Origin of the sequence: Pseudarthrobacter sp. W1I19 (assembly GCF_030817835.1) — a bacterium.
Taxonomy (GTDB): Bacteria; Actinomycetota; Actinomycetes; order Actinomycetales; family Micrococcaceae; genus Arthrobacter.
Map to the genome: position 1 here is coordinate 2,584,658 of NZ_JAUSZR010000001.1, position 12,312 is coordinate 2,596,969.

The 12,312-nt window shown below is 67.1% G+C and carries 11 protein-coding genes; 2 read left to right on the forward strand and 9 right to left on the reverse strand.

Annotated elements, in window-relative coordinates; translation table 11 throughout:
• Window positions 1–49 precede the first annotated feature (49 nt).
• A complete protein-coding gene (locus QF038_RS12215) occupies window positions 50–1,357 on the forward strand; it encodes an acetyl-CoA C-acyltransferase (RefSeq protein WP_307610391.1) in 1,308 nt (435 codons plus the stop codon).
• Window positions 1,354–3,534: a 3-hydroxyacyl-CoA dehydrogenase NAD-binding domain-containing protein gene (locus QF038_RS12220; RefSeq protein WP_307610392.1), complete on the forward strand. Its 2,181-nt coding sequence runs from the start codon at window positions 1,354–1,356 to the stop codon at window positions 3,532–3,534. The genes QF038_RS12215 and QF038_RS12220 overlap by 4 nt, the downstream gene beginning before the upstream one ends.
• Window positions 3,535–3,643: 109 nt before the next feature.
• Here the strand turns inward: QF038_RS12220 and QF038_RS12225 are convergent, their stop codons facing one another.
• The 9 genes from QF038_RS12225 to dxs are packed head-to-tail and all read right to left on the reverse strand — an operon-like array spanning window position 3,644 to window position 12,199.
• Window positions 3,644–5,206: an ABC transporter ATP-binding protein gene (locus QF038_RS12225; RefSeq protein ID WP_307610393.1), complete on the reverse strand. Its 1,563-nt coding sequence runs from the start codon at window positions 5,204–5,206 to the stop codon at window positions 3,644–3,646.
• Window positions 5,207–5,944, reverse strand: coding sequence for an energy-coupling factor transporter transmembrane component T (locus QF038_RS12230; RefSeq protein WP_307610394.1), 738 nt, complete (start codon window positions 5,942–5,944; stop codon window positions 5,207–5,209). It lies immediately after the preceding gene.
• Between the two features lie 10 nt (window positions 5,945–5,954).
• Window positions 5,955–6,773, reverse strand: a complete 819-nt coding sequence (locus tag QF038_RS12235; protein WP_307610395.1) for an ECF transporter S component — start codon at window positions 6,771–6,773, stop codon at window positions 5,955–5,957.
• A gap of 59 nt (window positions 6,774–6,832) precedes the next feature.
• The gene (locus QF038_RS12240) at window positions 6,833–7,003 is read right to left on the reverse strand and encodes a hypothetical protein (RefSeq protein ID WP_307610396.1); all 171 of its coding nucleotides are present in this window, start codon (window positions 7,001–7,003) and stop codon (window positions 6,833–6,835) included.
• A 30-nt stretch (window positions 7,004–7,033) separates the two neighbouring features.
• A complete protein-coding gene (locus QF038_RS12245; RefSeq protein ID WP_307610397.1) occupies window positions 7,034–8,059 on the reverse strand; it encodes a nucleoside hydrolase in 1,026 nt (341 codons plus the stop codon).
• A gap of 9 nt (window positions 8,060–8,068) precedes the next feature.
• The gene (locus tag QF038_RS12250; RefSeq protein WP_307610398.1) at window positions 8,069–9,046 is read right to left on the reverse strand and encodes an aldo/keto reductase; all 978 of its coding nucleotides are present in this window, start codon (window positions 9,044–9,046) and stop codon (window positions 8,069–8,071) included.
• A gap of 8 nt (window positions 9,047–9,054) precedes the next feature.
• Window positions 9,055–9,615: a hypothetical protein gene (locus tag QF038_RS12255; RefSeq protein WP_307610399.1), complete on the reverse strand. Its 561-nt coding sequence runs from the start codon at window positions 9,613–9,615 to the stop codon at window positions 9,055–9,057.
• Window positions 9,612–10,229 carry a DUF402 domain-containing protein gene (locus QF038_RS12260; protein WP_307610400.1) on the reverse strand — a complete coding sequence of 206 codons (618 nt, stop codon included), beginning with the start codon at window positions 10,227–10,229 and terminating at the stop codon, window positions 9,612–9,614. Before QF038_RS12260 ends, QF038_RS12255 begins: the two co-directional genes overlap by 4 nt.
• The gene (gene dxs, locus QF038_RS12265) at window positions 10,226–12,199 is read right to left on the reverse strand and encodes a 1-deoxy-D-xylulose-5-phosphate synthase (RefSeq protein ID WP_307610401.1); all 1,974 of its coding nucleotides are present in this window, start codon (window positions 12,197–12,199) and stop codon (window positions 10,226–10,228) included. The genes QF038_RS12260 and dxs overlap by 4 nt, the downstream gene beginning before the upstream one ends.
• Window positions 12,200–12,312 lie beyond the last annotated feature (113 nt).

A 12,312-nucleotide genomic window follows, 5' to 3' on the forward strand; every position in this document is an offset into this window, starting at 1 on the left:
GTCGAATACCGGCATGCACCGGCGCCTACGTCTCGATGAGGAGTTTCACGTGAGCACAGCCCGCAACAGCGGAGAGCGCAGCGGCGCACCCGCGCGCACTGTCCGGGACGTCGTTTTTGTAGACGGCCTGCGCACCCCCTTTGGCCGGGCGGGAGAAAAAGGCATTTACGCCGGAACCCGTGCCGACGACCTGATAGTGAAATGCATCCGCGAACTGCTGCGCCGAAACCCGTCGCTCCCGCCGGAACGCGTTGACGAAGTGGCCATCGCAGCCACCACCCAGACCGGTGACCAGGGCTTGACGCTGGGCCGGACCGCCGCCCTGCTGGCGGGACTCCCCAGGACCGTGCCCGGCTTTGCCATCGACCGGATGTGCGCGGGCGCCATGACCGCCGTCACCGCCACCGCCGGCGGCATCGGCTTCGGCGCCTACGACGTGGTGATCGCCGGCGGGGTGGAGCATATGGGCAACCACCCGATGGGCTCGGGCGCAGACCCCAATCCGCGGTTCATGTCAGAACGGCTGGTGGACCCGGCAGCGCTGAACATGGGCAACACTGCGGAGAACCTCCATGACCGTTTCCCTTCCATTACCAAGGACCGGACCGACGCCTACGCCGTGGCGTCACAAACCAAATTTGATGAAGCCCGGCGCAACGGCCGGATCCAGCCGGACCTGGTTCCGGTGGCAACCCTGAAGCCGGGCCAGGGCTGGTCCCTCAACACCGTTGATGAACCGCCACGGCCCGGCACTACGGTGGAAGACCTGGCAGCGCTTCGAACGCCGTTCCGTCCGCACGGGCGCGTCACCGCCGGAAATGCCGCGGGCCTGAATGACGGCGCAACCGCCGCCATCCTGGCATCCGCCGATGCTGCTGCCGAACTGGGACTGCCGGTCCGGATGCGGCTGGTCAGCTACGCCTATGCGGGAGTCGAGCCTGAAGTAATGGGCATCGGCCCCGTCCCCGCCACAGAAAAGGCGCTAAGAAACGCCGGGCTGTCCATCAACGAGATCGGCCTGTTCGAAATCAATGAAGCCTTTGCCGTCCAGGTGCTGAGCTTCCTCGACCACTTCGGCATTGCCGACGACGATCCCCGCGTCAACCGCTACGGCGGTGCCATCGCGGTGGGCCATCCCCTCGCATCCTCCGGTGTGCGGCTGATGAACCAGCTGGCCCGCCAATTTGAGGAGGATCATTCCGTGCGGTACGGCATCACCACCATGTGCGTAGGGTTGGGGATGGGAGCCACAGTGATCTGGGAGAACCCGCACCACGCCGATTACAGCGGAATCCTGCCAGGATCATCCGAAGCCGGGACCGTCAACGCCGAAACCGTTTCCGAAGGAGCCGCATGAGCGCCGCACATTTCACCAAGCTTGCCGATCTGTTCCCGCACGAGACCGTGACGCACTCCTATGTCCAGGACATCGAGCTGCCCGCGCATGCCGGCAAGTCCAGCCCCGGCACGTTCGCCCTCATCACGCTGGACAACGGCCTGGACCACACCAAGCCCACCACCCTGGGTCCGAACACCCTGGTGGAGCTGGGCACGGTGCTTGAGGAACTCCGGGAGCGAGCCAGTCGCGGCGAGATCGTCGGTGTGGGCGTGACCGGCAAGCCCTACTTCCTGGTGGCCGGAGCGGACCTCTCCGCCGTCAAGAACCTGGAAGAGCGCGAGCACGGACTCTGGATGGCACAGCTGGGCCACGACGTGTACGGCACGCTCGCCAACCTCGGCGTGCCCAGCTTCGCCTTCATCAACGGCGCAGCGCTGGGCGGCGGCCTTGAGGTTGCCCTGCAGTCCACCTACCGCACGGTATCCACCGGCGCGGGTGCGCTGGCCCTGCCGGAGGCCTACCTCGGCCTGGTTCCGGGCTGGGGCGGCGTCTACGTCCTGCCGCGCCTCATCGGCCCGCAGAACGCGGTCAAGGTCATGATCGAGAACGCGCTCAGCAACAACCGGACGCTCACCGGCCCGCAGGCCTTCGCACTCGGAATTGCCGACGCCATGTTCGAACCGGCGGACTTCCTCGAGCAGTCCCTTGCCTGGGCCGGGAAAGTCATCTCCGGTGAGGTGACGGCGAAACGTCCCAACGCCGTCGACCCCGCTGATCCGGAAACGGCCGCGCGCTGGTCGGCAGCGGTGGCGGCCGGCCGGGCACTGGTGGAAGCGAAGACCTCCAATGCGGCCCCTGCTCCCGGCAAGGTCCTGGACATCCTGGAAGCCAACCGGACCATGACCCAGGCTGAGTCCGCGGCACTTGAGTGCGAAACGCTCGCCGAACTCATGCAGACCGACGAATTCCGCGCCACCGTATACGCCTTCCTGGACCTGGTCCAGAAGCGGTCCAAGCGCCCGGCCGGCGCCCCTGACCGCAAGCTGGCCCGTCCGGTGACAAAAGTGGGGGTGGTGGGCGCTGGCCTGATGGCCAGCCAGCTCGCGCTGGTGTTCGCACGCCAGCTGAAAGTGCCCGTGGTGATGACTGACATCGACCAGGCCAGGGTGGACAAAGGCGTGGGCTACGTCCACGCCGAAGTGGACAAGCTGCTGGCCAAGCAGCGCATCAGCCAGGATGCCGCCAACCGCACCAAGGCGCTGGTGACCGGTTCCGTATCGAAGGATGTTTTCGCCGACGCGGACTTTGTGATCGAAGCGGTCTTTGAAGAGCTGAACGTCAAAAAGCAGGTGTTCGCCGAACTGGAGCGGATCGTCACCCCGGAATGCATCCTGGCCACCAACACCTCATCGTTGTCTGTCACGGCCATGGCGGAGGACCTGCAGCATCCCGAACGGCTGGTGGGCTTCCACTTCTTCAACCCCGTGGCCGTGATGCCGTTGCTGGAGATCGTCCGCGCCCCGCGGACCGATGACGCCGTGCTGGCCACCGCCTTTGAACTGGCCAAGGCCCTGAAGAAGACCGGGGTGCTGGTCAAGGACGCGGCCGCTTTTGTGGTCAACCGCATCCTGTTGCGGCTGATGGGTGAGGTGACCGCGGCCTTCGATGAAGGCACACCCGCCGAGGTGGCCGATAACGCCCTCCGCCCCATGGGCCTGCCGATGACGCCCTTCACTCTCGGCGCGATGGTGGGCCTCCCCGTGGCACAGCACGTCCAGGAGTCACTCCATGCAGCCTTCGGAGATCGCTTCACTGTGTCCGCCAACCTGCAAAAACTGATCGACAACGGCGTCAAGGGCCTGTGGGCTCCCGGGCCTGACGGCGGCCAGGTGATCCCGGAATCCACTCTGTCCCTGATGTCCTTTGGCACGAACCCTTCCACCGCCGAGGAGGTGTTGCGCCGCACCCAGGACGCCCTCGCAGAGGAGATCGGCCTGATGCTGGCAGAAGGGGTGGTGGAGGGCCCCGAAGACATCGACCTCTGCCTGATCCTCGGCGCCGGCTGGCCGCTGTTCCTTGGCGGCATCACCCCCTACCTTGACCGGGTGGGAGCCTCAGAACGGGTCAACGGCAATCGCTTCCTGCCGCCAGGTGTGGCCTCCCGCAACGCAGCGGGCAACCCGGCGAGGGTGTAAAAGCGCCTAAAGGCCAGCGCCTCAGCTGAAGCATCGCGCACAAAGGGCTCCGTCCGGTTCCTCCGGACGGAGCCCTTTGTGTTTGTTGCCCCCTCATCCCCGGCCGGGGTCAGAGCGGTGCCAGCCGCCCGCCGTCGAGCGTTAACAGGCGGTCAGCCACCGAGCGCGCGTAGGGCACGTCATGGGTGACCAGGACGACGGCGGCACCACCCGCCGCTGCTGCGTTCCTCACCGCTGCGTCCAGCAGCCGGAGCCCGTCGCCGTCCAGTGCCACCGTGGGCTCGTCCAGGGCCAGGACCGCCGGCCTGCGGGCGAGAACCGTCGCCAGGGCAAGCAACCGCTGCCGGGACGCCGGCAGCTCCACGGGATGGGCGTCCGCAGACTCGGCCAACCCGACGGCAGCCAACGCAGCCCCGGTCCTGCCCTCCGCTTCGCTGGCGCCGAACCGCCGGTCGAGGCCGAACCGCACCTCCCGGGCGGCCGTCCGTTCGAACAACTGGTGGCGCGGGTGCTGGAACAGCAGGCCCACAGCTGCCGCCACCTCGCCCACGGGCCGGCCGGCAATGTCCTCGCCGTGCACCAGGACGGTGCCGGAGGTGGGCCGCAGCAGCCCGTTCAGGTGCCGCAGGAAGGTCGATTTCCCCGCCCCGTTCGGTCCCGTGACGGCAACGATCTCCCCGGGCATGAGTTCGAGGTCGACGCCCAGGAGCACCTGTTCCGGCTTTTCCCCCGCTGCCCCGCCGGCGCTTGGCCGGCCCTTCCTGCCTTTCGCCGCCTTGTCCGGGTACCCGAAAGCCACGTCACACAGCTCCAGGACGGGGGCCGAAGCGTGCGCTGGGTGCGGAGGCCAGCGCTGGCGCTGCGGCGGGGTCTCCGGCCAAGTTTCAAGCCCACTGGCGCCGGTCCAACGGATGACTGCCGGCAGCCGTCCGGGCGCTGCGGTGAGCTCAGGCGGCGCGCCGCTGGCCGTCACCGTGCCGCCTTCAAGGACAATCCAGCGTTCCGCAGCGAGGAGCGCTTCCTCCACGGCCTGGCTGAGGATCACGACGGCGGTCCCCTGCCTTAGGAGCGGGCCCAGCAGGTTTGTCAGTTCATCCGCCCCGGCTGCATCCAGGGACGCGAAGGGCTCATCCATGATGAGCACGTCGGGTTCTGCAATCACGGCGCACCCGATGGCAAGGCGCCGCAGCTGCCCGCCGGAGAGTGTGTCCGGGTGGCGGTCCAGCAGCCCGCGAAGGCCAAGCAGAACGGCCGTCCGTTCCACCGCGGCCTTCATGGCCAACCGTTCCGTACCGGCATTTTCCAGGCCGAACGCCAGTTCTTCGGCGACGGTGGCCCGGACCGTGGACAGGATGGCCGAGGCGTCCTGCGGAACGAAACCCACCCGCCGGCCCCACTGTGCGGGGTTGATGCGCGGATCTGTTGCCTCGCCCTGGAACTGCAGCTTGGTTCCAGCAAGCGTCAGGCACCCTTGCAGCCGTCCCCCCGGCCCTGGCGGAAGCCAGCCTGCCAGGAGCCGTCCAAGGGTGGTTTTGCCGCTGCCGGACGGTCCCAGGATTGCTGTAAATGTTCCGGGCTCGAAGGAGATGTGCACGTCGCGGAGGACCGGCGCGTCGTCGTCATGGAACGCGAAGCTCCTGATGCCGGCACCAAGGACAATGTTGGATTCCACCTAGGCGCCCGCCTGCCACAACCGGGCAGCCACCACTGCGGCGGCGGCCAGCACCAGGACGAGCCGCAGGAACCGCTCCCACGGCCGGTCCGGCACGTCGCGGTAGCTGGTCCGCGGCCCGCCGCTGCCGAAACCACGGGCGTCAAGGGCTGCGGCGCGGGTTGCGGCGTCCTCCACCAAAGCGGACACGAGCGGCACTGCCTGCAGCCGGAACGCCGCGGCCCGTGCCAGGATGCCGCGCCGGATCACCAGCCCCCGTGCTTCCTGGGCCTGGCGGATGCGCTCCAGCCGGGAGGTGATGGCCGGCAGCAGGGTGAGGGTGGATGCCAGCACGAAGGCAAACCGCCCGTGCACCCCTTTGGCCGATAACGCCGCCACCAGGTCCGGAACGCTCACGCTGAAGGAGAACACCAGCAGTGCCAGGACCGCGGCGGAAAGCTGGGCCGCCCGCTGGACTGCGAAGGAGAGCCCCTCGGAAGTTGCGCGCGCCGGTCCCCACTCGGCCAGCACGGTACGGCCCTCCGGGAAAAACAGTCCATGCAGCACCAGCAGTGACAAGCACAGCGGAACCAGAATGGCAGCTGCCGCAGGTAGGAGCCTGCGGAACGTACCGGCCCAGGCCGCGAGGCCCGCTGCGGCCGCGATCACGGCGAGCGACAGCGGCAGGTACGCTGCCGCCGTCGTAATTATCGCCGTACTGCCGGCAGCCGCCAGGGAGGTCAGCGGATGTAATCGCATCAGGAGGCGGTCAGGAGCCCTGTTCCGGAGCCTTGCCGGCCAGCACGCGATGCCGCCGGACAAACGGGAACTGCAGGCTCGCACGGCGGGGCAGGGCGTAGATAAGCAAGGCCACGGCGGCGAACACGATGGCTTTGTCCATGGGATCGGAGATCAGGGCCTGCTTGGTGATGGCTGCCAGGAGGCTGTCCCCCATGGAGCGGAAGGCGCTGACGATCGCACCCGTGGCCAGACCGGAGGTGCCGCCGAAGACGAAGGCGGCCACCGGGGCGGAGACCACTCCGCCGATGATGCCGGTGACGAATCCCGCCACGGGCGCCAGGTAGAAGCGGCGGAAAAGGCCGTAGCGGGCGGCAAGGCCGGCGAGGCAGCCGATCAGCGCGGCCCCGGCGGCGAAGGGCAGCACGGTGGGGTTGAAAAAGGACCAGACGATGCTGCTCAGTGCGCCGGTTGCCGCACCGGCCGCCGGGCCGGCGAGGACCGCTATCAGTACGGTGCCGATCGCATCGAGGTAGAACGGCACCAGGGTGCTGCCCACAAACTGGCCGAGGACGATGTTAAGCACCAGCGCCACCGGAATCAGCACAAGCGTGGACGTCGGCAGGGTGGGCAGGACGGCCACGATGAGCAGGATGGCGCCCGCCAGGAAACCTGACAGTGCGATCAGGGCGGAGGCGCTTCCGGGTCCGCCGGTAATGTCCGCGGGCTGGTTGAGGACCAGGTAGATGTAGGTGCCGGCGATGGCCAGTGCACCGAGGATTTCCAGCAGCCGGCGTTTGCGGGCGGCGGCCGGTGACGTGGACGGCAACGTCAGGGAGTGCGATGACATGGAGTTCCTTCAGGGTGCGCACGGACGGCCCGGGAAGCCCGGGCCGGATGGAACGCTGCTTATGTCACCTCGGCAGCAGCCGGCAGGCAGTCAGCGCCTGTCCGGTCCGCGGACAATTCTACCGCGGGGCGGCCTTCGGTGGTTGAGCCTGTCGAAACCCCGGGCAGGGTTTCGACAGGCTCAACCACCGGGAATGCAGCCTCAACCACCGGGAATGCAGGTTCAACCATCAGGGATCGAGGCTCACCAGCGGTGCGTTCTCACCCCATGCGGCGTGCCAGGCTTCCGACGGCGGACACCAGCTCCCGGAAGGCAGCTTCCGGATTGTTGGCGGACACCACGCGGGCGTTCGGCGGTACTCCCCAGAGGCCGCGGAAGTCGGCCACGGTGGTGCCCATGAGCATTTTTGAACCGGTTTCCACGTCAACGGTGGCCGTTCGGGCTACAAAGTCCAGGGTGCCCGCGGCGACGCCTGCCGCGAAGTAGTCGTGGACGTGGGCCAGGTAGCCCTGGTCATAGTGGCGGTGGAACTCGAAATAGAACCGCAGGGCGTCGGACAAGTGCCGCACCAGGGTGTTGTCCGAGGTGCTGCGCTGGCCCTCCGGCTGTTCGGGAAGGACCAGTTCGGGAACTGTTGCGCCGGCAGCCTCCGCCAGGCGCCGGACATGGTCCGGGTGCAGTTCCATCCGTTCGGTGGTGTCCAGGGAGCAAACGATAGGGAGCTTTTCCAGCGGCCGGCCCTGGAAGGCGGCGTAGACCTCCTTGGCTGCGTGCGGGTCAACGTGGGTGTTCCACTCGGCGGTGGGAGTGGTATTGCCCTGGTGGTAGAAGCTGCCGCCCATAATGACCACCTTCGCCAGCAGCTCGGGCAGCCGCGGTTCCTCCCGCAGGGCCAGCGCGAAGTTGGTCAGCGGAGCGGTGATCAGGGCGGTGAGCTCCCCGGGCCGGGCGCGGGCGTGCTCGACCCAGAGGTCTACAGCGTTCCGCCCGGAGACAGCGCCTTCGGGGTCCGGCAGGACCGCGTATCCGATGCCTTGCGGACCGTGGGTCTCGGGGGTTGTCAGCAGGGGTATGGACAGCGGTTCGCGGGCGCCAATGGCTACTTCAACCCCCGGGCGGCCGCACAGCTCCAGCAGTGCCAGGGTGTTCCGCGCCACCTGCTCCGCGTCCACGTTTCCGGGGGTGGCGGTGACGGAGACGAACTCCGTGTCCGGCAGGGCGGCAAGGTAGGCGAGGGCCAGGGCGTCGTCGATGCCCGTGTCCACGTCCAGCAGGAAGGCGGTCATGCCCGTGCCCTAGAAGAGGGCCACCTTGGGCGCTGCGGGGAAGATACTGTCGAGCTCCGCGAGGTCCTCTTCCGAGGGGATCCAGTCAGCCGCTTCGGCGTTCTGCCGCACTTGTTCCGGCCGGGTGGCCCCGGCGATGACGCTGGCAACAGAGGGCTGGGCTGCCAGCCAGGAGAATGCCACCTGGATTTCGCTCAGGCCGCGTTCTTTCGCGAAGCTGCTGAACCTGCCCAGCTGGTCCCAGTCGGCGTCGTGGACCATGTTCTTGCGCGTGTGGCTGAGCCGCGAGCCGTCCGGCGCATGGCCCGGCGCGTATTTGCCGGTCAGCAGCCCGTTGGCCAGGGGGAAGTACGGCAGGACGCCCAGGCCAAACTCCTCGGCGGCCGGGGTGACTTCCAGCTCAGCCCGCCGGTCCAGGAGGTTGTAGTGGTTCTGGGTGGAGATGAAGCGTGCACCCCCGAGTTCACGGGCAACGTACTCCGCCTGCGCTATCTGCCACCCCGCCCTGTTGGAGTGGCCGATGTAGCGGACCTTGCCGCTGGCGACCAGGGTGTCCAGGGCGGACAGGGTTTCGTCGATGGGGGTCAGCGGATCCGGCGTATGGAACTGGTACAGGTCGACCCATTCCGTGCCCAGCCGGCGCAGCGAGGCTTCCACCGCCTGGAGGATGTAGCGGCGGGAACCGCGGGCACCGAAGTCCGGGCCGCTGGCGCCTTTCATGTCCATGCCGAACTTTGTAGCAACCACCACGTCGGCCCGCCGGCTGCCGAGCGCCTTCCCGAGCATCGTTTCGCTGAGCCCGGGTTCCCTGCCGTAGGTATCGGCGACGTCGAACAGGATGATTCCGGCGTCCACCGCGGCGTTGACCACGGCGTCGGTGGCCTCCTGGGACTCGGTCGGGGTGTTGGCCCGGCCAAGGTTGTTGCAGCCCAGTCCAACCGTGGAAACGGTCAGGCCGGACTTTCCAACGCGGCGGTAGGTGGTCACGGAAACTCCTAAAGGCTGAAGGTGTTGGCGGGCTTTGCTGAGTGCTTGAGCTTGAAGTTCTGTGGGTCGCTGTGCGGGGCTGCGCCGATGCTGAGCTTGGTGAAGTCCAGGTCCTCGTTCCGGGCACACACCTTGATGGCGTTGACGGCTTTGTTGACCTCGGGGCAGAGGCAGAAGATGTTGAGTTTGAAGTCCGTGAATTCGGAGCGTTCCACCGTGCCGAGCCCCCGCCAGGCGAGGTGGCTGATCAGGGCGTCCTTGGCCTTTTCCTCCAGGTAGCGGTCCCGCTCGGTACCTTCCCTGGTCTTGAGGGCGAACTGGGCCACTATCCAGAACTGCTCGTCCTCCGGGATCTCGGCGTAGCCGTCCTCCGCGCACTGGACCGCAAAAGCGTCCAGGAGTCCTTCGGCGGCCGCAGCATCCGGCACGTCGGTTTCCTCGGTTTTGCTCTGGTGGCCCACCACACCGTAGTTCATCACGAACTGCTCGTAGTCCTCATCGAACCAGGCCTCCCGGAAGTGGAGCGTTCCTTCGTCGTCGCGCTTGTACACCCTGACAATTCCGCTCATAACCGTCCCTTTGTAAACCATTCAACGTCGGTACCGTCGAAGGGTGCCTGCTCCGCCTTCACGGCCTGGTAAAGCTGTCCGGCAGAAGCCTCGAGGGATTCCACCAGGGCTGCCGGGTAGTCCATGGCCACGCGGTGTTCGGCGAACTCGTCCTCGTCGTCGATGAACACGCCCCGGTCTGCTGTCCGCACCACGTCCAGGTCCATGTCGATGACATGGAATTCCGCGACGGTGGGACGGATGGGGTTCCATTCGTGCGCCACGGCCAGGTCGATGTAGATCCGTACGCCGCCGGGATGTGCGTCGTCGTAAAACGTGGCCACCCAGTCGCCGTCGCGGGGTATCAGGAGGACCGCGTCTGACTTTGTGTAGAACGCGGCACCGGGCCGGGAGCAGAATTCGTTGGTTCCCTGGAAGATCCACCAGCCGTGCCGGTCCTCGCCCAGGTAGCGTCCGGGGACAACCCAGTGCGCTTTGCCGTTCCATTTGCGGTTGCGGGCAACCACCAGGTGGCCCGGTTCAAGCCCTTGGGGCTCCCGGGCGGGCCCGGGATGCCTTTCTCCTGCAGGCTCCCCCACAACGCCCGGATACTTCAGTAGGTCCTCTCCCCTCACAGGATCGGAAGGCTGCCGGTGGTGGGATGCTGCTGGCCCGGCAGGGGACGCGCAAAGGGAACCTTTGTCCCCAGGACCTGGGCTACGACGTCGTGCGTAATCTGCTGGGCCGTGAGGCCCACGCGTTCCAGGACCTGGTTGCGGGTGCCGTGGTCGAGGAACTCGACCGGCAGGCCCACCTCGTTCAGGGCCGTGTCCACACCGGCGGCGCGCATTTCCTGGCGGATGCGGGAGCCCACACCACCGGCGCGGACGCCGTCCTCGATGCAGATCACCAGGCGGTGGTGCGATGCCAGCGCGATGATGGACCGCGGGACCGGAAGCACCCAGCGAGGGTCCACGACGGTGGTGCTGATGCCCTGCGCGCCGAGCCGGTTGGAAACATCCAGCGCCAGCTCGGACATGGCGCCCACGGAGATGATCAGTACGTCGTTCTCGGTGGAGCCGGAGGGCCGCCGGGAGAGGACGTCCACGCCGTCGCTGAGGCGTTCGAGCGCCTCCACTTCGGCACCGACTGACCCCTTGGAGAAGCGGACCACCGTAGGGGCGTCGCTGATGGCTACGGCTTCGCGGAGTTCCTCGCGCAGCCTGCTGGCATCGCGGGGTGCCGCCAGGTGCAGGCCGGGGACAATCTGGACCATGGACATGTCCCACATGCCGTGGTGGCTGGCACCGTCCGGGCCGGTGACGCCGGCGCGGTCCAGCACGATGGTGACGCCTGCCTTGTGCAGGGCCACGTCCATCAGGAGCTGGTCGAAGGCGCGGTTAAGGAAGGTTGCGTAGACGGCTACCACAGGGTGGAGCCCGCCGAAGGCCATGCCGGCTGCGGAGGTGAGGGCGTGCTGTTCGGCAATGCCGACGTCAATGACCCGCTCGGGGTGCCGGGCGGCGAACTTGTGCAGGCCCACGGGGATAAGCATGGCGCCGGTGATGCCCACAACGTCTTTGCGCTCATCGGCGATGGCGGCGATTTCGTCAGCGAAGACGGAGGTCCAGGATTTGGCGCCGGCGGTGCCGGTGGGCTCGCCTGTCTCGGGGTCGATGATGCCCACGGCGTGGAACTGGTCCGCCTCGTGGGCCCGGGCCGGTGCGTACCCGTGTCCCTTTTCGGTCATGGCATGGACGATGACCGGTCCGGCGTAGTTCCTGGCTGTGGACAGAGCGTGCTCCATGGCCTGGAGGTTGTGGCCGTCCACCGGGCCGATGTATTTCATGCCGAGGTCCTCGAACATGCCCTGCGGGGCCCACCAGTCCTTGATGCCCTTCTTCATGGCATGCAGGCTCTTGTAGGTGAACTGGCCCACGGGTCCGCCGTTTTGCAGCTTCTTCTTCCACCAGTCCAGCGCGCGCTCGTAGGCGGGGGTGGCGCGGAAGGAATCGATGGTGGGGCGCAGGGAGGCCAGGTAGTCGGCGAAGCCGCCCACCGTGGGGGCGTAGGACCTGCCGTTGTCATTAACGACTATGACCACGCGGCGCCGCTTGTCCGCTGCGATGTTGTTGATGGCTTCCCAGGCCATACCGCCGGTCAATGCGCCATCCCCCACCACCGCGACGACGTGCCGGTGGCCTTCACCGGTTAGCTGCCGGGCGCGGGAAATGCCGTCTGCCCAGGACAGTGACGAGGAGGCGTGGGAGCTTTCCACGATGTCGTGGTCGGACTCGGCCCGGGAGGGGTAGCCGGAGAGGCCGCCTTCCTGGCGGAGGGTGCTGAAGTCCTGGCGGCCGGTCAGCAGTTTGTGGACGTAGGACTGGTGCCCGGTGTCAAAAACGATGCTGTCGCGGGGGGAATCGAAGATGCGGTGCACGGCCAGCGTGAGTTCCACTACGCCGAGGTTTGGCCCCAGGTGGCCGCCCGTTTGGGAGACGTTAGTGATCAGGAAGTCCCTGATCTCCGAAGCCAGCTGGTTCAGCTGTTCTTCGGTCAACTTGTTCAGGTCCTGCGGATTCCGGATGGTGTCCAAGATTCCCAATGACCCCTCCTTCGGGTGGTAGACGTGCCGCTTAACTCTAACGCCTCGGCTCAAAGGCAAAGCTCACTGCAAAGCCGAAGCCCCGGCTGGTCGGTGACCGGCCGGGGCTTCGG

Bases quoted from the DNA above. Each gene is read 5' to 3' on its own strand.
- QF038_RS12235 (WP_307610395.1), bottom strand. From the start codon at position 6,773: ATGTCATCGCACTCCCTGACGTTGCCGTCCACGTCACCGGCCGCCGCC.
- QF038_RS12240 (WP_307610396.1), bottom strand. From the start codon at position 7,003: ATGGTTGAACCTGCATTCCCGGTGGTTGAGGCTGCATTCCCGGTGGTT.
- QF038_RS12220 (WP_307610392.1), top strand. From the start codon at position 1,354: ATGAGCGCCGCACATTTCACCAAGCTTGCCGATCTGTTCCCGCACGAG.
- QF038_RS12230 (WP_307610394.1), bottom strand. From the start codon at position 5,944: ATGCGATTACATCCGCTGACCTCCCTGGCGGCTGCCGGCAGTACGGCG.
- QF038_RS12255 (WP_307610399.1), bottom strand. From the start codon at position 9,615: ATGAGCGGAATTGTCAGGGTGTACAAGCGCGACGACGAAGGAACGCTC.
- QF038_RS12245 (WP_307610397.1), bottom strand. From the start codon at position 8,059: ATGACCGCCTTCCTGCTGGACGTGGACACGGGCATCGACGACGCCCTG.